At 69.9% G+C, this 20,079-nt stretch carries 22 protein-coding genes; 13 read left to right on the plus strand and 9 right to left on the minus strand.

Features of this window, described 5'->3' with window-relative positions:
• Positions 1-503: 503 nt before the first annotated feature.
• Positions 504-1,469 (minus strand): quinone oxidoreductase, encoded by a 966-nt coding sequence (locus tag BR39_RS0108690; RefSeq protein WP_029910044.1) that lies wholly within the window; start codon positions 1,467-1,469, stop codon positions 504-506.
• A gap of 5 nt (positions 1,470-1,474) precedes the next feature.
• Complete coding sequence (locus tag BR39_RS0108695; protein ID WP_029910048.1) at positions 1,475-2,170, minus strand: dienelactone hydrolase family protein; 696 nt, start codon at positions 2,168-2,170, stop codon at positions 1,475-1,477.
• A gap of 134 nt (positions 2,171-2,304) precedes the next feature.
• Here BR39_RS0108695 and BR39_RS0108700 point away from each other — a divergent pair, with 134 nt between their 5' ends.
• The 7 genes from BR39_RS0108700 (at position 2,305) to BR39_RS26430 (ending at position 8,638) form a co-directional block, all read left to right on the plus strand.
• Positions 2,305-2,562 carry a DUF6489 family protein gene (locus BR39_RS0108700; protein WP_029910051.1) on the plus strand — a complete coding sequence of 86 codons (258 nt, stop codon included), beginning with the start codon at positions 2,305-2,307 and terminating at the stop codon, positions 2,560-2,562.
• Positions 2,559-3,902 carry a tRNA uridine-5-carboxymethylaminomethyl(34) synthesis GTPase MnmE gene (gene mnmE, locus BR39_RS0108705; RefSeq protein WP_029910054.1) on the plus strand — a complete coding sequence of 448 codons (1,344 nt, stop codon included), beginning with the start codon at positions 2,559-2,561 and terminating at the stop codon, positions 3,900-3,902. The genes BR39_RS0108700 and mnmE overlap by 4 nt, the downstream gene beginning before the upstream one ends.
• Before the next feature lie 180 nt (positions 3,903-4,082).
• Complete coding sequence (mnmG, locus tag BR39_RS0108710) at positions 4,083-5,939, plus strand: tRNA uridine-5-carboxymethylaminomethyl(34) synthesis enzyme MnmG (protein ID WP_029910057.1); 1,857 nt, start codon at positions 4,083-4,085, stop codon at positions 5,937-5,939.
• Positions 5,939-6,604, plus strand: coding sequence for a 16S rRNA (guanine(527)-N(7))-methyltransferase RsmG (rsmG, locus tag BR39_RS0108715; protein ID WP_029910060.1), 666 nt, complete (start codon positions 5,939-5,941; stop codon positions 6,602-6,604). The genes mnmG and rsmG overlap by 1 nt, the downstream gene beginning before the upstream one ends.
• Complete coding sequence (locus BR39_RS0108720) at positions 6,588-7,400, plus strand: ParA family protein (protein WP_029910062.1); 813 nt, start codon at positions 6,588-6,590, stop codon at positions 7,398-7,400. The genes rsmG and BR39_RS0108720 overlap by 17 nt, the downstream gene beginning before the upstream one ends.
• Positions 7,401-7,487: 87 nt before the next feature.
• Complete coding sequence (locus BR39_RS0108725; RefSeq protein WP_029910065.1) at positions 7,488-8,381, plus strand: ParB/RepB/Spo0J family partition protein; 894 nt, start codon at positions 7,488-7,490, stop codon at positions 8,379-8,381.
• 47 nt (positions 8,382-8,428) lie between these two features.
• Positions 8,429-8,638, plus strand: coding sequence for a hypothetical protein (locus tag BR39_RS26430; RefSeq protein WP_156035667.1), 210 nt, complete (start codon positions 8,429-8,431; stop codon positions 8,636-8,638).
• Here BR39_RS26430 and holA read toward each other — a convergent pair.
• The 4 genes from holA to BR39_RS25255 form a co-directional block, all read right to left on the minus strand.
• Entirely contained in the window at positions 8,635-9,687 is a 1,053-nt protein-coding gene (gene holA / locus BR39_RS0108730) for a DNA polymerase III subunit delta (RefSeq protein ID WP_029910069.1), read from the minus strand. The genes BR39_RS26430 and holA overlap by 4 nt on opposite strands.
• A 67-nt stretch (positions 9,688-9,754) precedes the next feature.
• The gene (lptE, locus tag BR39_RS0108735) at positions 9,755-10,267 is read right to left on the minus strand and encodes an LPS assembly lipoprotein LptE (RefSeq protein ID WP_029910072.1); all 513 of its coding nucleotides are present in this window, start codon (positions 10,265-10,267) and stop codon (positions 9,755-9,757) included.
• 3 nt (positions 10,268-10,270) lie between these two features.
• Positions 10,271-12,856 (minus strand): leucine--tRNA ligase, encoded by a 2,586-nt coding sequence (gene leuS / locus BR39_RS0108740; protein ID WP_029910074.1) that lies wholly within the window; start codon positions 12,854-12,856, stop codon positions 10,271-10,273.
• A gap of 149 nt (positions 12,857-13,005) precedes the next feature.
• Complete coding sequence (locus BR39_RS25255; protein ID WP_156035669.1) at positions 13,006-13,533, minus strand: DUF3576 domain-containing protein; 528 nt, start codon at positions 13,531-13,533, stop codon at positions 13,006-13,008.
• Between the two features lie 283 nt (positions 13,534-13,816).
• Here BR39_RS25255 and BR39_RS0108750 point away from each other — a divergent pair, with 283 nt between their 5' ends.
• Complete coding sequence (locus tag BR39_RS0108750; protein WP_231499423.1) at positions 13,817-14,212, plus strand: NtrZ family periplasmic regulatory protein; 396 nt, start codon at positions 13,817-13,819, stop codon at positions 14,210-14,212.
• A gap of 6 nt (positions 14,213-14,218) precedes the next feature.
• Here the strand turns inward: BR39_RS0108750 and BR39_RS0108755 are convergent, their stop codons facing one another.
• Positions 14,219-14,857, minus strand: coding sequence for a thiamine phosphate synthase (locus tag BR39_RS0108755; protein WP_029910082.1), 639 nt, complete (start codon positions 14,855-14,857; stop codon positions 14,219-14,221).
• On the opposite strand from BR39_RS0108755, the gene BR39_RS0108760 reads away from it, so the two are divergent.
• Complete coding sequence (locus BR39_RS0108760) at positions 14,856-15,500, plus strand: YggS family pyridoxal phosphate-dependent enzyme (protein ID WP_029910084.1); 645 nt, start codon at positions 14,856-14,858, stop codon at positions 15,498-15,500. The two genes, BR39_RS0108755 and BR39_RS0108760, sit on opposite strands and share 2 nt — an antisense overlap.
• Here the strand turns inward: BR39_RS0108760 and BR39_RS0108765 are convergent.
• The gene (locus tag BR39_RS0108765; protein WP_051695340.1) at positions 15,497-16,027 is read right to left on the minus strand and encodes a L,D-transpeptidase; all 531 of its coding nucleotides are present in this window, start codon (positions 16,025-16,027) and stop codon (positions 15,497-15,499) included. The genes BR39_RS0108760 and BR39_RS0108765 overlap by 4 nt on opposite strands.
• Positions 16,028-16,124: 97 nt before the next feature.
• Between BR39_RS0108765 and BR39_RS0108770 the strand changes: the two genes are divergently transcribed.
• Entirely contained in the window at positions 16,125-16,811 is a 687-nt protein-coding gene (locus BR39_RS0108770) for a response regulator transcription factor (RefSeq protein WP_028039644.1), read from the plus strand.
• Positions 16,812-16,910: 99 nt separating this feature from the next.
• On the opposite strand, the gene secB is transcribed toward BR39_RS0108770, so the two are convergent.
• The gene (gene secB, locus BR39_RS0108775; protein ID WP_029910092.1) at positions 16,911-17,405 is read right to left on the minus strand and encodes a protein-export chaperone SecB; all 495 of its coding nucleotides are present in this window, start codon (positions 17,403-17,405) and stop codon (positions 16,911-16,913) included.
• A 182-nt stretch (positions 17,406-17,587) separates the two neighbouring features.
• Here secB and timA point away from each other — a divergent pair, with 182 nt between their 5' ends.
• Genes timA through BR39_RS0108790 form a run of 3 tightly spaced genes read left to right on the plus strand, consistent with a single transcriptional unit; the run spans position 17,588 to position 19,954 of the window.
• Complete coding sequence (gene timA / locus BR39_RS0108780; RefSeq protein ID WP_029910094.1) at positions 17,588-18,187, plus strand: TIM44-related membrane protein TimA; 600 nt, start codon at positions 17,588-17,590, stop codon at positions 18,185-18,187.
• Entirely contained in the window at positions 18,187-19,365 is a 1,179-nt protein-coding gene (locus BR39_RS0108785) for a murein transglycosylase A (protein WP_029910096.1), read from the plus strand. The genes timA and BR39_RS0108785 overlap by 1 nt, the downstream gene beginning before the upstream one ends.
• Positions 19,366-19,378: 13 nt before the next feature.
• A complete protein-coding gene (locus BR39_RS0108790; protein WP_029910098.1) occupies positions 19,379-19,954 on the plus strand; it encodes a Smr/MutS family protein in 576 nt (191 codons plus the stop codon).
• Positions 19,955-20,079 lie beyond the last annotated feature (125 nt).

Genomic DNA, 20,079 nt, shown 5'->3' on the forward strand with positions numbered 1-20,079 from the left:
AAATTAGAGAATACCGTTTCGACGAAGCCCGATCGCTCCGCGCGGTCGTTATCCGGAAGCGCGACGGCGCTGAGTTCTATTGGAACCTCGCCGCCTTGAAGCCTCCGGCGGGCGGGCTGGAGCAACGATCCCCAGTCCCGGACCGCGAGCGTCTCATCGCCCGCCTGCTGCTCAACCGGCCCCCATCCAACGCTGTATCCGTGTTCCGAGCCCAGCCGGCACCAGATGGATGGGGTTTGATCCTTTCAGACCGCCGAAGGAGCTTCCCGCTCGATCGCCCCCCGCCGCCGCATCGGTCGCTGGCCATGCGCCCTTTCCCGCGTCGAGGTGGGAGCATTATGCGGCCGCCGGGAAACCCTGCGGGGAATAAAGATTTAGGTCAGCGATATCAGCGGCTTGTCCGCCGCAGTGACGGGGACATGCGCTCGCGCGTGTCCCCAACCGCCTGGCTCGGCGCGAACCAGGGGACACGCCGCAAGGGCATGTCCCCGTCGGCGGGCGGCCTACGGGACCAGCAGCGTCGCCCCGGTGGTCCGCCGACCCTCCAGCGCCTCGTGCGCCGCCCGGGCCTCGGCCAGGGGGAAGGTCTGGCCGATCTCGATCTTCACCGCGCCGGACGCCAAGACCGCGAACAGGGCCGCCGCGCTCTCGTCCAGTTCGGCAGTGGTGGCGATGTAGTCGAACAGGCGGGGCCGCGTCAGGAACAGCGACTTGGTCCCCAGTTCCAGCGGCGCGATCGCGGGGGCCGGGCCCGAGGCGTTGCCGAAGGTGGCCAGCATGCCCCGCCGGCCCAGGCTCTTGAGGCTGGCCTCGAAGGTGTCCTTGCCGACGCCGTCATAGACCACGGCCACGCCCTGGCCGCCGGTGATCTCCGCCACCCGCGCGGCGACATCCTCCTCGCCGTAGAGGATCACGTGGTCGGCGCCATGGTCGCGGGCGAGGGCGGCCTTGGCCTGAGAACCGACCGTGGCGATCACGGTCGCGCCCAGGGCCTTGGCCCACTGCACCAGGATCGACCCGACCCCGCCGGCGGCCGCGTGGATCAGTACGGTCTGACCGGGCTCGACCTTGTGGCAGCGCCGGACCAGGAACTCGGCGGTCATGCCCTTGAGCAGGACGGCCGCCGCGGTCTCCAGGCTGACGGCGTCGGGGACCTTCACCGCCCGGTCGGCGGGGACGACCGCCGCCTCGGCATAGGCGCCGAGCGTGCCGTTGTAAGCGACGCGGTCGCCGGTCTTGAACCGGGTGACGCCTTCGCCCAGGGCCTCGACCACGCCGGCGGCCTCCAGGCCCAGCACGACCGGCATCTTCATCGGATAGAGGCCGGAGCGGTGATAGGTGTCGATGAAGTTCAGGCCGACCGCCTGGTGACGGACCAGGATCTGGCCGGGACCGGGCGAGGGGACGGGCAGGTCGACAGCCTCGAGCACTTCTGGGCCGCCGGTGCGGACGGCTTGTATGGCCAGCATGACCGTCAGCCCAGGTTGGACTTGAAGAAGGTCAGACTGCGTCCGCCCGCCTTGGCCGCGTCGGCCGCGTCGTAGTGCGCGCCGCCGACCCGGGCGAAGGCGTGGTCGCGGCCGGGATAGGTGTGGACCTGGATCTGCGGGTGGTCCTTCAGCGCGGCCAGGATCACCTTCTGGGCTTCCTTCGGCACGAACTGGTCTTCCTCGGCGATGTGGATCAGCAGGGGCTTGGCCAGCTTCTCGGCCTCGGCCACGTACTTCTCGATGCCGACGCCATAGTAGGCGACGGCGGCGTCGACGTCGGTGCGGGTGGCGGTCAGGAAGGCCAGGAGGCCGCCCAGGCAGAAGCCCACGGCGCCGACCTTGCCGGTGACGCCCGGCAGCTCGCGGACGGCGGCCACGGTGGCGGCGATGTCGGCGACGCCGTTGTCCACGTCGAACGCGTTGTACAGTTCGAAGGCCCGCTTCCACTCGGCCTCGCTCTGGTCGGTGATGTCGATGCCGGGCTCGATCCGCCAGAACAGGTCGGGGCAGACAGCGACGAAGCCTTGTCCGGCCAGGCCGTCGCAGATGTCGCGCATCACCTGGTTGACGCCGAAGATCTCCTGGATGACGACGACGGCCGGCGCCTCGGCGGCTGAGGGACGGGCCACATAGGCGGAGAAGTCGCCGTCGGGCGTGGTGATCGTGAGGGTCTCGCTCATTGGGGCTCTCCGTATCGTGGCGTATCGGGGGGGTCGCGCGGCGTCGATGGGACTTTCGACCGAAGCGCTCTAACGTGCGCCGATGCGGTCGCGGCATAACAACATCGTGCTTCGACGGCAGGGAACCCCAGATCATGAAGATGACCATTGAGATTGACTGCACGCCGGTGGAGGCCCGCGCCTTCCTGGGCCTGCCCGATGTGAGCGCCCTGAACGACCACCTGGTCAAGGAAATGCAGGATCGGATGACCGCCAACATGGCCATGCTGGCGCCCGAGGAGCTGATGAAGAACTGGATGGCTTTCGGTACCGGAGCCCAGGACCAGTTCCGCAAGCTGATGACCGCGGCGGCCGGCGCGGCGATGACGGGCATGGGCGGCAAGTCGGAATGAACGACACGATCTACGCGCCGGCGACAGGCGCGGGCAGGGCGGCCGTGGCGGTGGTCCGGGTGTCTGGACCGCGCACCGCCGACGCTGTCCGGGCCCTGGCGGGAAGCCAGCCCAAGCCGCGCCGGGCCGCGCTGCGCCAGCTGACCCATCGGGGCGTGGCCCTGGACGACGCCCTGGTGCTCTGGTTCGAGGGCCCGGCCAGCTATACCGGCGAGGACGCGGCGGAGTTTCACGTGCACGGCGGCAGGGCGGTGGTCGAGGCCCTGCTCGACGCCCTGTCCGCCGAAGGGCTGCGCCTGGCCGAGCCGGGCGAGTTCACGCGCCGCGCCTTCGAGAACGGCAAGCTGGACCTGACCCAGGCCGAGGGCGTGGCCGACCTGATCGACGCCGAGACCGAGGCGCAGCGTCGCCAGGCGCTCGGCCAGCTGGGCGGCGCCCTGAGCCAGCGTTACGACGCCTGGCGCGGCCTGTTGGTCCAGGCCTTGGCCATGCTGGAGGCGGCGGTCGACTTCCCGGACGAGGAACTGCCCGAGGACGTGGCGGCCCGCGCGCGTCCCGGCCTGGAGGCGCTGGAGACCGAGATCGGCGCGGCGCTGGCCGATGCTTCACGGGGACGGCGTGTGCGGGACGGCTTCCGCATCGCCCTGGTCGGCGCGCCGAACGCCGGCAAGAGCACCTTGCTCAACGCCTTGGCGGAGCGCGACGCGGCCATCGTCACCTCCACGCCGGGTACGACCCGCGACATCATCGAGGTCCCGCTGACCCTGGGCGGCTACAAGACCCTGCTGGCCGACACGGCAGGACTGCGCGAGACCGAGGACGCCATCGAGGCGGAAGGCGTGCGGCGGGCCCGCGCCTGGGCGGCTGGCGCCGATCTGCGTCTCTGGGTGATCGACGCGGCGATGTTCCACGTGAAACAGGACAACGACCTGGGCGTGCTGCGGTCGGGCGACTGGGCGGTGATCAACAAGATCGACCTCGTCGACGCCTATCGCCTGGAGGAGCTGCGCGAACTGCTGGCGGTCCAGGGGCTGCGGGTGATCGAGCTGGCGGCCCGCAAGCCCGGCGGGGCGGAGGCGGCGAGGGCGGCTTTGACGACTCACGTGGTCGACGCCCTGTCTGGGGCCGAGTTCCCGGCCGCCACCCGCATCCGGCACGCCGAGAGCCTGACCGAGGCTCGCGGCTATCTGCAGCGCGCGCTGTCGGATGTCGGGCTGGAAGTGGAGTTGGCGGCCGAGGACGTTCGGCTGGCGGCGCGGGCACTGTCGCGTATCACCGGCCGGATCGATCCCGAAGATGTGCTCGACCGAGTGTTTTCAAGCTTCTGCATCGGGAAGTGATGTTTCACGTGAAACATCGCCTTGAACTATCCACAGGGTGATCACAGATGTCTCCGGCGTGTTTCACGTGAAACACCCGGGACCGACTCGCCGCTGCGGGGAGTCTCGCGTATAAGGCTAATGCGCCCCCGCCGAGACGCCAATCTCGGGATGGGGGCGTTCGCATTGAGGCGCGCAAGCTTGTCCAACACCTGGGATGTCATTGTCATCGGCGGCGGTCACGCCGGCTGCGAGGCGGCGGCCGCCTCGGCGCGCGCCGGCGCGCGCACCCTGCTGCTGACCCACAAGCGCGAAACCGTGGGCGAGATGTCGTGCAATCCGGCCATCGGCGGCCTGGGCAAGGGCCACCTGGTCCGCGAGATCGACGCCCTGGACGGCCTGATGGGCCGTATCGGCGACAAGGCCGGCATCCAGTATCGCCTGCTGAATCGCTCCAAGGGCCCCGCCGTGCGCGGGCCGCGCTCGCAGATCGACCGCAAGCTCTATCGCGAGGCCATGCAGGCCGAGCTGTTCGCCTATCCGAACCTGGACGTCGTCGCGGCGGCGGCCGAGGACCTGATCGTCGAGGACGGCGTGGTCGCCGGGGTCGTGGACGGGGAGGGCGGGGTCTACCGCGCCTCGCGCGTGGTGCTGACCACCGGCACCTTCCTGAAGGGCGTGATCCACCAGGGCGAGACCCGCATCCCGGCCGGCCGCGTGGGCGACGCCCCGTCGATCGGCCTGTCCGACCGGCTGTACGCCCTGGGCTTCGACATGGGCCGCCTGAAGACCGGCACCCCGGCGCGCCTGGACGGCAAGACCATCGCCTGGGATCGCCTGGAGATGCAAGCGGCGGACGAGCAGCCCGAGCCGTTCTCGTTCCTGACGTCTCACGTGGACGTGCCGCAGATCCAATGCGGCATCACCTACACCACGGCGGAGACCCACAAGATCATCGCCGAGCGCCTGGGCGAGTCGGCCGTCTACGGCGGCCGCGCCACCGGCATCGGCCCGCGCTATTGCCCGTCGATCGAGGACAAGGTCGTCCGCTTCGCCGACAAGACCAGCCACCAGGTGTTTCTGGAGCCGGAAGGCCTGGACGACGACACCGTCTATCCGAACGGGATCTCCACCTCGGTCTCGGCCGAGACCCAGCTGCTGTTCCTACGCACCATGCCGGGCCTAGAGAACGTCGAGGTCATCCGGTACGGCTACGCGATCGAGTATGACTATGTCGATCCGCGCGAGCTCTACCCGACCCTCGAGACCAAGCGTCTGACCGGGCTCTACCTGGCGGGCCAGATCAACGGCACGACGGGCTACGAGGAAGCCGGGGCCCAGGGCCTGATGGCCGGGCTGAACGCGGCGCTGGCGGCGCAGGGCAGGGACGCCGCCGTCTTCGCCCGCGACGAGGCCTATATCGGCGTGATGATCGACGACCTGGTCACCCGGGGCGTCACCGAGCCCTATCGGATGTTCACCAGCCGGGCCGAATTCCGCCTGATCCTGCGGGCCGACAACGCCGACCAGCGCCTGACCGACAAGGGCCTGGCCCTGGGCGTGGTGGGTCCCGTGCGCGCCGAGGCCTGGGCCGCCAAGAAGGCCGAGCTGGAGGCCGTCCGCGCCTTCGCCCGCTCGGTCACCCTGACGCCGGGCGAGGCCAATCGCGCCGGCTTCAAGGTCAATCACGACGGCCAGCGTCGCGACGTCCTGGCCATGCTGGCCCTGCCCGACGTGACCCTGGACGGCCTGACCGCGGTATGGCCCGAGATTTCCACGTGGAGCCCGATGGCCCGCGAGCAGATCGAGATCGAGGCAGCCTATGCCGGCTATCTCGACCGCCAGCGCAACGACGCCGAGGCCTTCCGCAAGGAAGAGGACCTGCGTCTGCCGGCCGACCTGGACTACGGCCTGGTCGGTAGCCTGTCGAACGAGGTGCGCGAGAAGCTGGCGCGGGTGAAGCCCCTGACCCTGGGCCAGGCGGCGCGGATCGAGGGCGTGACGCCCGGCGCCCTGACGGCCCTGCTAGCCCACGTCCGCCGCTCGAAGGCCGCTTGATGTCCGCGGCGTCGGCCCCCCTGATCATCGAGGAACTCGACCCCGTCGACGCCGCCGCCTTCCAGCGGCTGACCGCCTGCACCGACACGCAGCTGGCCGACCTGACGCGGTTCCAAGCCCTGCTGGCCGAGTGGAACGAAGTGATGAACCTGGTGGGCCCGGCGACGATCGCCACCTACTGGAACCGTCACGCCTGGGACAGCGCCCAGCTGCTGACCTTCGCGCCCGAGGCCAAGACCTGGGCCGACCTGGGCGCGGGCGCGGGCCTGCCCGGCGTGGTGCTGGCGATCCTGTTGAAGGACACGCCCGGGGCCAAGGTCCGCCTGGTCGAGAGCATGGCCAAGCGCTGCCGCTTCCTGCGCGTCGTGGCCGACGCGCTGGAGCTGCCCGTCGAGATCCACAACGCCCGCGCCGAAGAGCTAGACCTGAAGGTCGACGTCGTGACCGCGCGGGCCTGCGCGCCGATGGTCAGACTGCTCGGGTACGCCCAGCCCTACCTGAAGCGCGGCGCGGTCGCCTGGTTCCTGAAGGGACAAGATGTCGCTTCGGAGCTGGCCGAAGCCGCTACATATTGGAAATTCGAGTCGACCCTGCGGCCGTCCCTGAGCGACCCGCGAGGCCAGATCGTGCAAGTGAAGGGGCTTAAGAGTGTCCGTAAAGTCTGACCAACCGCTGCGCGTCCTCGCCATCGCCAACCAGAAGGGCGGGGTCGGCAAGACCACGACCGCGATCAACCTGGGCACCGCCCTGGCGGCCTGCGGCGAACGCGTGCTGCTGATCGACGCCGACCCGCAGGGCAACTGCTCGACGGGCCTGGGCATCACCCGCCTGCAGCGTCGCACCACCCTGTACGACGTGCTGATGGGCGAGGCCCCGGTGGTCGATGCCGCCGTGAAGACCGAGCTGCCGGGCCTGGACGTGATCCCCGCCGACGCCGACCTGTCGGGCGTGGAGATCGAGCTGGGCCAGCAGGCGCGCCGGTCCTACCGCCTGCGCGACGCCCTGGAGCCGCTGCGCGCCAACGGCCCCTACACCTATGTGCTGATCGACTGCCCGCCGTCGCTGAACGTGCTGACGGTCAACGCCATGACCGCCGCCGACGCGGTGTTCGTGCCGCTGCAGTGCGAGTTCTTCGCCCTGGAGGGCCTGACCCAGCTGATGCGGACCATCGAGCGGGTGCGCGGCAGCCTCAATCCCAAGCTGGAGATCCAGGGCGTGGTGCTGACCATGTACGATCGCCGCAACAGCCTGTCGGACCAGGTGGCGCGCGACGTGCGCGATCACTTCGGCGACAAGGTGTATGACGCGGTCATACCGCGGAACGTCCGCGTGTCGGAGGCGCCGTCCTTCGGTAAGCCCGTCCTGCTCTACGACCTCAAATGCGCGGGCAGCCAGGCCTACCTGCGGCTGGCGCGCGAGGTGATCAGCCGCGAGCGCAACCGTCAGGCCCAAGCGGCTTAGAAGTCCGCCTGAGGATAACCATCCAAGTCATTGTCGAAATTGAGTGAAGAGCGCGTGAGGGAGTCGGTCGTGGTGGGAGAGCCGGGGATGTCCGAAGGTCGTCGTGGTTTGGGTCGGGGCCTGTCCGCCTTGCTGGGCGAGGTCGATTCCGCTCCGGCCCAGGCGCCCGGTGACACCAGCGCCGGTTCGCGCGAGGCGCCGATCGAGCTGGTACGACGCAACCCCGATCAGCCGCGCCGGACCTTCCGCGAGGAAGACCTGGTAGAACTTTCGGACTCGATCCGCGAGAAGGGCGTCCTGCAGCCGATCCTGGTGCGTCCGGCTCCCGGCGCTCCCGGCGAGTACCAGATCGTCGCCGGCGAGCGGCGCTGGCGCGCGGCCCAGCGGGCCGGGCTGAAGACCATCCCGATCATGGTCCGCGAGCTGGACGACCTGGCCGTGCTCGAGATCGGCATCATCGAGAACGTCCAGCGCGCCGACCTGAACGCGATCGAAGAGGCGCTGAGCTACAAGGTCCTGATCGACAAGTTCGGCCAGACCCAGGAGATCATCGCCCAGACCGTGGGCAAGAGCCGCAGCCACGTGGCCAACACCCTGCGCCTGCTGTCGCTGCCGGACTCGGTCCAGCACTACGTCACCTCGGGCGAGATGACCGCCGGCCATGCCCGCGCCATCGCCAACGTGCCCGACCCGGCCGCCCTAGCCCGGGAGGTCATCGACAAGGGCCTGTCGGTCCGCGACGCCGAGGCGCTGGCCCGCCGCGCCCCGACCGCCGACGGCGAGGCCCGCGCCAAGTCGAGCGGCGGCCGCCCGCCCCGGACCAAGGACACCGACACCCAGGCGCTGGAAGCCGACCTGTCGTCGGTGCTGGGCCTGGACGTCGAGATCGACCATCGCGGCGGGACCGGCGCCCTGACCATCCGCTACGCGACGCTCGAGCAACTGGACGACCTCTGCAACCGGCTGACGCGAGGCCACTAGAGGGCCTCGCGGAGGGTCCTCTGTGGCGCACAGAAGGACGTGCGACCGTGTCCCTGGTCGAGCTGTTCCCCAGAATCGAGGCCGCCACGGTCTCGATTTCCGGACAACACACTGAAAAACAAATGGAAATGGCGCGATCGGCCGGGAATTTGGTCGAGGCGTTACAGGGCCGAAATCGGCACATTCCTGTGGATGAAGCCTCGGCGGGTTTGACGAATCGTCCATTCGCCGATCCGGCGGGCGAGGGGAGACCCTAGAGACCCAGCCGCCGCGCCTTGCCGGCGATCTGCAGCGCCAGGCGCTCGGAGATCAGCTGGTCGGGCGAGCCGGAGGTCTTGCAGGCCTTGTCGGCCGCCAGGACCTCGGCCTGCACCACCAGCAGCTGGTCCAGGGTCCAGGCCCTGGCCTGACGCAGGAACTCGCGCTCCTGCTTCCAGAAGATACCGGAGGCCTTGGCGGCGGCCGCCAGGTCGACACCGTTCTTGTGCAGGGTCAGGGTGCGGCGCAGCTTGCCCAGGTGAAAGCCCATGGCCCGCACGGCGGCCGGTCCGCCCTCGCCCTCGGCGGCGGCGCGGCGCAGGCCCGCCTGGGCGGGGCCCACGCGACCGCCGAACGCGTCGGAGGCCGCGTCGAACAACGAAGCCTCGGGCTCGACGCCCAGGAAGTCGGTCAGGTCGGCCGGGGTGGCGACCACGCCGCTGCCCGGGCCGAGATAGAGGGCCAGGCGCTCGACCTCGGCGCGGGCCACCCCGCGCTCCTTGGGCAGGCGCGAGACGAACAGGTCCAGGGCCTCGCCGTTCAGGCTGACCTTGTCCTTGGCCAGGGTCTCGCGGGCCAGGCGGGCCAGGTCGCCGGCCTCGTCCTCGTAGCAGGGGATCACCGCCGCGCCGGCGGCCTTCTCGGCGACCTTCCTCAGGGTGGAGTCGCGGCCCAGGGCGCCGGCCTCGATCAGGAAGAAGGCGTCGGGGTTCAACTGGCCCTCGACGTGGCGCGTCAGGGCTTCCGCCGCCTGCTTGTCGGGCCCGCCCTTCTCGCCGGTCAGGCGCAGGCGCACCAGGCGGCGCCCGCCCATCATGGAGAGCGCCGAAAGCTCGTCTTCGAGCTTGCCGGCCTGGCTGTCCAGGTCGCTCTCGGTCAGCTGGGCGGTGTCGAACGGATCGTCGGGGTTCGCGAACAGCCTCTTGGCCAGCTGGTCGGCGCGATCACGCACCACGCCGCGGTCGCGACCGTAGATGACCACGGCGCGGATGTCGCCGGCGGGATCCCGCAGGAAGCGTTCGATGTCCGGCCGCTTGGACAGGATCATGATCAGCGTACTCGAGCGAAGTGGATACCGGTTCGCGTGAAGAGGACGCGCGAAAACAAAGTCTATCCTAGGCCTTGGACTTGCCCGCGATCCAGGTCGCCAGCTCCAGCTGGATCCGCCGGGCCAGCTCGGTGGCGGCGCGTTCCTGGCTGTCCTGCTGGGCGGCGATCGAGGCGTAGGGCTGGTCGGCCGAGTCGTAGGTCACCGCCGCGCTGGTCGTGCCCGACTTCACGTCCTTGCCGGTCTTGGAGTCCACCAGTCGCCAATGGGCGGTCAGGTTCAGCTCGTAGCGGTTGGCGACGTTGTCGACGCGGACGCCGCGCGCGTAGCGCTGCTCCTGGACCGAATAGATGAACTTGTGGGACGGCAGGACGTTGGCGTCCCGCGCGAAGGCGTCGTCCAGCTTCTCGCGCAGCAGGTAGCCGGCACGGCCGGGCGGGGCGACCACCTCGATGGCGCTGAGCCCCTTGGTGACCGTCTGGGGGCCGTACAGGGGGGTGAAGCCGCAGCCGGCGAGGCCGAGGGCCATGACCGCGAGAAAGGCGGCCGGGAGGGTCTTGGAGAGCGGGAAGCGCTTCATGGATCAGCCGGCCACGATGTTGACGATACGGTCTTTCACCACGATCACCTTGCGAACGGTCAGGCCCTCAAGGTGGGCCATGACGTTGTGATCCGCCAGAGCGATTTTCTCGACCTCGGCCTCGGCCGTGCCGGCCTTGACCTTGATCTCGCCGCGGCGCTTGCCGTTGATCTGGATCGGCAGCACGCGCTCGTCGTCGGCGGCCAGGGCGGGATCCGCCTTGGGCCAGGGCGCATCGACGACCATGCCGCTCTTGCCCAGCTGGGCCCAGGCTTCCTCGGCCAGGTGGGGCGTGAAGGGCGAGATCAGGCGGGCCAGGATCTCCAGGGCCTCGGCGCGGGCCGCCAGGACGCCTTGGGAGGCGCCTTCGGCCGGCGCGGACTTCAGCATGTTCAGGAATTCGTACAGGCGGGCCACGCCGCTGTTGAAGCGGAAGCCCTCGATGGAGTCGGTGACGAAGCCGATCAGGCGGTGCGCGCCCTTGCGCAGGGCCACGGCCGCCGCGTCGGCGTCGTCATGGGCGAAATCGCCGGCCGGCTGGCTCTCGAACTCGTTCCAGACCCGGTGGGTGAAGCGCCAGGAGCCTTCGACCCCGCTGTTGGTCCACTGCACGTCGCGTTCGGGCGGGCTGTCGCTCATCACGAACAGGCGCGCGGCGTCGACGCCGTAGGCCTCGAAGATGTCCTCGGGGGCGACGACGTTCTTCTTGGACTTCGACATCTTCTCGATGTCGCCGATGACGATCGGCTCGCCGGTCTTGGCGTGCTTGGCCGAGCGGCTGGCGCCTTCGACCGAGACGACCACGTCCGAGGGCTCGACCCACTCGCCGGCCGCGTTCTTGTAGGCCTCGTGGGTGACCATGCCCTGGGTGAACAGGCCGGCGAACGGCTCCTCCACCGAGACCAGGCCCTCGTCCTTCAGGGCGCGGGTGATGAAGCGGGCGTACAGCAGGTGCAGCACCGCGTGCTCGACGCCGCCGATATACTGGTCGACGGGCATCCAGTGGTCGGCGGCGGCCTTGTCGATCGGCTCGGCGGCGGTCGGGTCGGTGAAGCGGGCGAAGTACCAGCTGCTGTCCACGAAGGTGTCCAGCGTGTCGGTCTCGCGCTCGGCCTTGCCGCCGCAGCTGGGGCAGGTGGTGTGGCGCCAGGTCGGGTGGCGCAGCAGCGGGTTGCCCGGCTTGTCGAAGGCGACGTCGTCGGGCAGCACCACCGGCAGCTGGTCTTCCGGCACGCCCACGGGGCCGCAGGCCTCGCAGTGGATCACCGGGATCGGGCAGCCCCAGTAGCGCTGGCGCGAGACGCCCCAGTCGCGCAGGCGATAGACCGTCGCGCCCTGGCCCTGGTCCATGGCCTCGATGCGGTTGATCGCCTCGGTCTTGGCGGTCTCGATGTCCAGGCCGTCCAGGAATTCCGAGTTGAAGATCGCGCCGGGGCCGACATAGGCCTCCTTGCCGACCTGGAAGGTCGCGGCGTCCTCGCCCGGCGGCAGCACCACGGGCAGCACCGGCAGGTCGTACTTGCGGGCGAAGTCCAGGTCGCGCTGGTCGTGGGCCGGGCAGGCGAAGATCGCGCCCGTGCCGTAATCCATCAGGATGAAGTTGGCGATCCAGACCGGCAGGGTCTGGGTCGGGTCCAGCGGGTGGACCACGCGCAGGCCGGTGTCGCGGCCCAGCTTCTCGGCGCCCTCGATGTCGGCCTCCGAGGTGCCGCCCTTGCGGCATTCGGCGACGAAGGCGGCCACGGCCGGATCGGCCGCCGCCAGCTGCTCGGCCAGCGGGTGCTCGGGGGCGATGCCCACGAAGCTGGCGCCGAACAAGGTGTCGGGCCGGGTGGTGTAGACTTCCAGGCCGGCGTCATGGCCCGCCGGCGCCTTGCCGTCGAACTTGAAGGTGAACCGCAGGCCCTTGGACCGGCCGATCCAGTTCTCCTGCATGATCCGGACCTTCTCGGGCCAGCGATCCAGGGTCTTCAGGCCGTCGATCAGGGCGTCGGCGTAGTCGGTGATCCGCAGGAACCACTGGGTCAGCTTGCGCTTCTCGACCGTCGCGCCCGAGCGCCAGCCCTTGCCGTCGATGACTTGCTCGTTGGCCAGGACGGTCATGTCGACCGGGTCCCAGTTGACCGAGGCTTCCTTGCGATAGACCAGGCCGCGCCTCAGCAGGCGCAGAAACCAGGCCTGCTGCTTGCCGTAGTATTCCGGGTCGCAGGTGGCGAATTCGCGCGACCAGTCGACCGACAGCCCCAGGGCCTTCAGCTGCTCGCGCATGGCGGCGATGTTGTCGTAGGTCCAGCCCTTGGGGTGGACGCCGCGCTCCATGGCCGCGTTCTCGGCCGGCATGCCGAAGGCGTCCCAGCCCATCGGGTGCAGCACGTTGAAGCCCTGGGCGCGCTTGTAGCGGGCCACGACGTCGCCCATGGCGTAGTTGCGCACGTGGCCCATGTGGATGCGCCCCGACGGGTAGGGGAACATCTCGAGCACGTAGTACTTCGGACGCGCGTCGGGGGCGATCGGCGTCAGGAAGGTGTTGGCGGTCGCCCAGGCGGCGCGCCACTTCGGCTCGGTGTCTTTGGGATTGTAGCGGGCCATGAAACCAGACTGTTCGTGCGGGGGCTCGCGCCCTCAGGCGCGGTCCGCGGAACTCATAAGCGGTTTCGGCCTGGGCGCGGTTCTAAAAATGCGAACGGGAGCCTTTTGTCGCGCGGACAAAGGGCTCCCGCGAAGAACCAGGGCGGGCCCTAGTTCTTGATGTTGGAAAGTCGAAGCTGACGGGCGCGGGTCAGGATGGCGTTCTCGATGTCGGTCGCCGTCTGCTCGGTGGCGGCCGTATCGGTCCAGCCGCCCGAGGCGTCCTTGACCTGCTTGAAGATCGTGACGTTCAGGCCGTCGGCCCGCAGGCGGGTGTCCAGGATGTAGACCGTCGCCTTGAAGCGCTCGTCCGGCTTTTCCGGATTGGTGTACCAGTCGGTGACGATCACGCCGCCGTACGGGTCGGCCGAGGCCAGGGGCATGAAGGCCAGGGTGTCCAGGCTGGCGCGCCACAGGAAGCTGTTGACGCCGATGGCGCCGGCCTGCGGGGCCGACTTGCCGCCGCCACGTCCCTTGAAGGGATTGAACCCCGGCTCGTCGCTTTGGGTCGTGAACTGTCCGCCGCCCTTATTGCCGCCGCAGGCGGAAACCCCGGTCAGAACGGTCAACGCCAGAACGCCAGCGGCGACGCCGCGCAACACCGACCCACGCTCAAACGCCATAGTACCTCGCTCCAATGTATCACCCGGCGCCTTCGCGCGACCTGGCGCGCCCCCGCAGCCGGAAGCCGGTCTATAGCATGGTCGCGCTGCGTCAAAACAGGAATCGCGTGGCACGACCGCCACAGGCGCCGCTTGAATCGACTCCTGCGGCGTCTGGCGCAATCCAACTGCGGTTGACCGCGTTGTACTAGGGCCTTTAATCGATATTCAGGGAGCCCGCTCCTATATAGGGTTTTGACTCTACGAGGCGCGGGTTGAGGGATTGGGTTCGAGTAAGATGTTCGCCGCACGGTACTTGATGGCAGGAGCCGCCGCGCTGATCCTGGTGGGATCGGCTTCGAGCGTCTATGCCCAGAGCAAGCCGCGCACGAGCACGCCCGACTTCGCCGTGAAGAGCGACTTCAGCGCGCCGACCCCGACTGGCCCCTTCAATCCGCAGCAAGGCCCGAAGAAGTCCCTCAAATGGGACGACAAGAAGGGCAAGTGGGGCCTCAAGCTCGATCTCGAACAGCCCGTGGGCCGCGAGATGGAGGGCCGAGACGTCCAGGCCGGCGCCTACTACAGCGTCACCCCGTCGATCCGCGTCGGCGGCGCCGTGGCCCTGGGCGACCAGAACCCGGCCCTGGCGGCCCGCAAGAACGAAATCCAGGAGCCCGCCCCGCGGGTGAAGCTGGAAACCGCGTTCAAGTTCTAAGCTCGGCTAGGCGCTGAGCGCCTCCACCGCCGCGATCCCGACAATCCCCGTATCCAGCAGGCGCTCGACCGTGTCCGCGCGCACGCCCCCCAAGGCGTAGACCGGCGTCTCGACCGCCTGGACGATCCGCTCCAGGCCCTCGACGCCCAGCGGCGCGCCCGCCGAAGGGCTGCGGCTGGGGAAGACGGGCGAAACCACCAGGGCGTCGACGCCCTGGACCGCGCCCGACCGCGCGGCGGCCGCGTCGTGGGCGGCCAGGGTGATCAGCCAGTCCGGATGAGCGGCGCGCAGTCCGGGCGCTTCGGCGGCCAGGCGTTCCGGCAGGTGGACGCCGTCGGCCCCGATCGCCAGGGCCAGGCCCGCATCGGCCCCGACCAGCAGCGTCAGGCCGCGCCGCCGGGTGATCTCCCGCAGACGCGCGCCGCGCATCGCCGCGTCCGGCGCTCCGAAGGCGCGGAACACCACGGCGGACTCGGCGGGCAGGCGTTCGGCGACCGCTTCCGGATCGGGCGTCCGCTCGGGATCGGTGAAGAACAGCAGGTTCGGCAGCGCCTTTCCGCGCACCGGCCATGGGCGAAACCGCGCGGCCGTTCTAGACAGGGCTTCCATCTCGTCGATCGCCTGTTCGCCCCGGTTCTCGCCCATGCCTGACGCCTATACCTCGGTTCTGTCCCGTATCCAGGCCGCCGCCCTGGCCGCCGGTCGTCCGGCCGACGCGGTCACCCTGGTGGCGGTGTCCAAGCTGCAGCCCTGGGACCATATCGCGCCTGTTCTCGCCGCGGGCCAGCGGGTGTTCGGGGAAAATCGCGTCCAGGAGGCCATGGGCCGCTGGAGCGAGCGCCGTTCGCAGGTCGAGCTGCGCCTGATCGGACCCCTGCAGACGAACAAGGCTGGAGATGCCGTGGCCTTCTTCGACGTGATCGAGAGCCTCGACCGCGAGAAGTTGGCCCGGGTGCTGGCGGACGAGATCCAGGCCCAGGGCCGGGCGCCGCGCCTGTTCGTCCAGGTCAATACGGGCGAGGAGCCCCAGAAGGCGGGCGTCGCGCCCAGCGAGGCCGACGGCTTCATCGCCCTTTGCCGGGACCTGGACCTGCCCGTGGAGGGCCTGATGTGCATCCCGCCGGCCGACCTGGACCCGGCCCCGCATTTCCGCCTGCTGGGCCAGATCGCGGCCCGCAACGGCCTTTCCAAGCTGTCGATGGGCATGAGCGACGATTTCGAGACCGCCATCGCCTGCGGCGCCACCTCGGTGCGGGTCGGCTCGGCGCTGTTCGGCGCGCGGACCTAGCCGGCCGCGATCTCGACCGCGTCGCCCGGCCTGGCCGCCGCCAGCAGGGCTTCGACGTCCTCGCGCGCCAGGGCCACGCAGCCCTCGGTGCCGGGATAGCCGTCGCGGGTCAGGTGCAGGAAGATCGCCGAGCCCAGGCCGGGGACCGGCGGATCGTCGTTGTGTCCCAGCACCACCACGAGGTCGTAGACCCGGTCATCGCGCCACAGCCGCTCGGCGCTGGCGGGGTAGGGCAGTCCGACGGGCCGGTTGTAGGCCGGGTCGCCCGGAGCGTCGCACCAGCCGTCGTCCGCCGCCATCGGCCGGATCTCCAGCGCCGTCGCCGGGCCGTCCGGATAGACGTCGGGCCGATAGAGCACGTGGCGGATCGGCCAGGTCCCTGCCGGGCTGCGGTTGTCGCCTTCGCGCTTGTCGGCCGCGGCGATCACGCCGGCCTTGCCCAGGGCGGCGCGCCGGACCTGTCCGTCCCAGGCGATCTGGCCGTCCCAAGGGTCGGAGCCATCGGGGCGGGCGCGAAAGATCGTCAAGACGGGGTCTCCCAAGGCGTTGTCTCTAAGAGCGTCATGCGACGCCAGACGAGAACCGCCTTGGCGCCGGGGGGCGCAGCGGTGCATGTTCCCGCTCATGGCGCAACGCAAAACCCTTCTCCTGGTCGACGACGACGATGATCTGCGCGGGGCTCTGGCCGAGCAACTCGCCCTCCACGAGGAGTTCGCGGTCGCCGAGGCTCCGACGGCCGGCGAGGGCGTGCGGATGGCCAAGGAGCTCAAGCCCGACCTGGTCCTGCTGGACGTCGACCTGCCCGACATGGACGGCCGCGAGGCCTGCCGCCTGATGCGCAAGAACGGCGTCACCGCGCCGGTGATCATGCTGACGGCCGCCGCCAGCGACAGCGACACGATCCTGGGCCTGGAATCGGGCGCCAACGACTATGTGACCAAGCCCTTCCGTTTCGGTGTGCTGCTGGCCCGCATCCGCGCCCAGCTGCGCAGCTACGAGGCTTCGGAAGACGCCCTGTTCCGTATCGGTCCCTACGAGTTCCGGCCCTCGGCCAAGCTGCTGATCGACGAGAAGCAGAAGAAGGTCCGGCTGACCGAGAAGGAAACCAACATCCTGAAGTACCTCTATCGCGCCGGCTCCAAGCCGGTGTCGCGCGAGGAGCTGCTGACCGAGGTCTGGGGTTACAACGCCGGGGTCACCACCCACACGCTGGAGACCCACGTCTACCGCCTGCGCCAGAAGATCGAGCCCGATCCGGCCGTGGCGCGGATCCTGATCACCGAGATGGGCGGCTATCGGCTGCAACCGTGACTACGATCGGGGACAGTCGCATGCGACTATCCCCAGCCCAGCAAAAAGCCCCGGCCGCCAAGCGGCCGGGGCTTTTGTCATTCAGCGCTGCGTTTGGGATCAGGCGTTGCCGACCACCACGCCTTCGCTCTGGGCCTTGCGGGCCGCGTAGACGCCGGCGAAGTCGATCGGGTCGATCAGGAAGGGCGGGAAGCCGCCTTCGGTGGTGACGTCCGAGATCAGGCGACGGGCGTAGGGGAACAGGAAGCGCGGGCACTCGATCAGCAGCACCGGCTCCAGCTGGTCTTCCGGCACGCCGGCGATGTGGAACAGGCCGCCGTACATCACTTCGACGTGGAAGACGGGCTGGTCGTCGCGGGTGGCGCGGGCCGACAGCTTCAGGTCCACCTCGAACAGGCCGTCCTGGCGGCCGCGGGCGTTCATTTCCACGCCCATGTCGATGGCGGGCGGAGCGCCGCCGGCGCGCAGGGAGTCGGGGGCGTGCGGGCTCTCGAACGAGAAATCCCGGACGAATTGGGCGATGATGCGGATGCCGGTTTCGCTGGCCGCGGTGTCGTCCTGAGCGGCGGGCGGAGCGGCGGTCGTGTCGGTCATGTGCGATAAATCCGTATTCGGCGTCGAAATTGGCCGCTAGGAGAGAGCCGGGCTGCTAACACGCGGGCGGCTGGCGCGCAACGCCAGGCGCCTGACGCGCGAGCCCGTAATCGCCTATATAGGCAGGATGTTTCGTCCAGGTCGCGCACCTTGGCCAACGAGCGGAAAATATCGTGTCTAACGTGTTCGAATGGGTTGTCCTGGCGGTTTTGGCCGCGGTCATCCTCTATCAGCTCTACGCCACCCTGGGTCGCCGGGTCGGCCGCCAGCCCGAGGACGCCCCCGCGGTGGTCCCGGCCAACGGGCCGGCGCGCGACCTGAAGGCGCTGGAGACGCCGCCGGAAGCCCTGTCGGGCCTGGCCGCCCTGCGCGCCCGCCAGTCCGATTTCGACGTCGGCCATTTCCTGAGCGGCGCCCGCCAGGCGTACGAGATGATCGTCAAGGCGTTCACCGCCGGCGACCGCGAAACCCTGCGGCCGCTGCTGTCGTCGGACGTCATGGGCAATTTCGAGGCCGCCATCGCGGCCCGCGAGGCCCAGAACCGCGTCGAGAGCGCCGAATTCCTGGTCACGCCGCGCACCGACCTGGATTCCATCACCGTCGAGGGCGACGTCGCCAAGGCGGTGGTCCGCATCCTGGCCGAAATCCGCACCCGCTCGACCAGCGCCGAGGGCGAGGCGGTCGACGATCGCCGCACCGCCGACCTCTGGACCTTCCAGCGCGACCTGAAGAACAAGAACCCGAACTGGACCCTGGTCCGCGTCGACGTCGCGGAGGCGTGATGCCGCGCCTTCCTGGTGTGCGAGGGGGGCTTGGCGCCGCCTTCGCCCTTCTGATGCTGGCGGCGTGTACGACCACGTCCGTGACGCCGACGGCGCCCGTCACGCCCACGGGCCCGACCCAGCCCCCGGTCACCCCGCCCGTGACGCCGGCCGAACCGGCGCGTCCCGTGTCGTTCGAGGACCTGCCCGGTTGGGCGCAGGAAGACCACCTGGGCGCCCTGGACGCCTTCCGCCAGGGCTGCGGCGTGGCCAAGGACCCGGCCATGGCCGAGGTCTGCCGCCAGGCCCGGGCCGAGCGGCCGGGCAACGACGCCGACGCCCGTCGCTTCCTCGAAACCCATTTCCGCCCCGAGGCCCTTCCCGGCCAGGGCCTGCTGACCGCCTATTTCGCCCCGGAGTACGAGGCGCGGATGTCGCGCTCGGCCGAGTTCAGCGCGCCGATGCGCGGCAAGCCGGCCGACCTGGTGACTGTGGACCTGGGCCAGTTCAATCCCGGCGGCGTGGGCCAGAAGATCGCCGGCGAGGTCACCGGAGAAGTAGGGGGCGGCCAGGTGGTCCCCTATCCCGACCGCGCGGCCATCGAGGCCACGACCGAGACCCGGCCCCTGGCCTGGATGCGGCCGGAAGACCTGTTCTTCCTGCAGATCCAGGGCTCGGGCATCCTGGTGCTGCCGGACGGGCGCCGCGTGCGCGCCGCCTTCGCGGCTCATAACGGTCGGCCGTTCGTCGGCATCGCCACGCCCATGCGCGATCGCGGCCTGCTGCCCGACAACAACACCTCCGGCGACGCCATCCGCACCTGGCTGGCCGACCATCGCGGGCCCGAGGCCGACGCGATCATGCAGCTGAACCCGCGCTACGTGTTCTTCCAGACCCTGCCCGACGACGGCCGCCAGGCCGTGGGCGCGGCGGGAATCCCGCTGCCGGCCGGCCGGGCCGTCGCCGTGGACACCAGCAAGCACGCCCTGGGCGAGCTCTTCTGGCTGGACGCCGGCGCGCCCAAGCTGAGCGGGGCCTTCCCGACCTATCGCCGCCTGGCGCTGGCCCTGGACGTGGGCGGGGCGATCAAGGGCGACGTGCGGGCCGACCTCTACACCGGCACGGGCACGGCGGCCGGGGCGGAGGCGGGGCGCGTGCGCCACGACCTGCGCCTCTACCGTCTGGTCCCCAAGGGCTGATCGAGGGGCTGAGGTGACCAAGCGACCGCCGTCCGACGACGAGGGCCTGCGTCTCTGGCGCCTGGTGGCCTCGACGGTGACGGGCCGCGGGCCCGAGCGACCGGAGAAGATGCGGGTCAAGGCCAAGCCGCGCCCGGCGGCCAGGGCCGAGCTCCTGGCCCATGTCGCCGACGTCTCCCCGCCGACCCACCTGGCCTCGATCGCGCCGCTGCGCATCGATCCGGCCGAGATCAGGACGCTCAGGCCCAAGGTCGCCAAGCCGCCGCCGGGCCGCATCGAGCCCAACCGCAAGCGCCGCATCGCCAAGGAGCACGATCCGATCGGCGCCCGGCTCGACATGCACGGCCTGGACCAGGACCGCGCGCGGGCGACCTTGGAGGCCTTCGTGCGGCGGGCCTGGGACGACGGCCACCGCGCCGTGCTGGTGATCACCGGCAAGGGCAAGGTGGGGCACGGCGTCCTGAAGCAGCGCACGCCGGAATGGCTGGCCGATCCGGCGCTGAGGGAGATGATCGCCGGGGTTTCGGTGGCGGACCAGCGCCACGGGGGCGAGGGGGCGCTGTACGTGGCGCTGAAGCGGAAATCTTAGAAGTCTTGGGGGCGATCACTTGCCCCCTACGGATCGCTTCGCGATCGTCTTCCCCCGCAGGGGGAAGAGCGCCGTGGCGGGCGCCGGCGCGAGGGCTCCGCCCCCTACGGGGGCGGACAGGCGGC

Origin of the sequence: Caulobacter sp. UNC358MFTsu5.1 (assembly GCF_000712075.1) — a bacterium.
GTDB lineage: Bacteria > Pseudomonadota > Alphaproteobacteria > Caulobacterales > Caulobacteraceae > Caulobacter.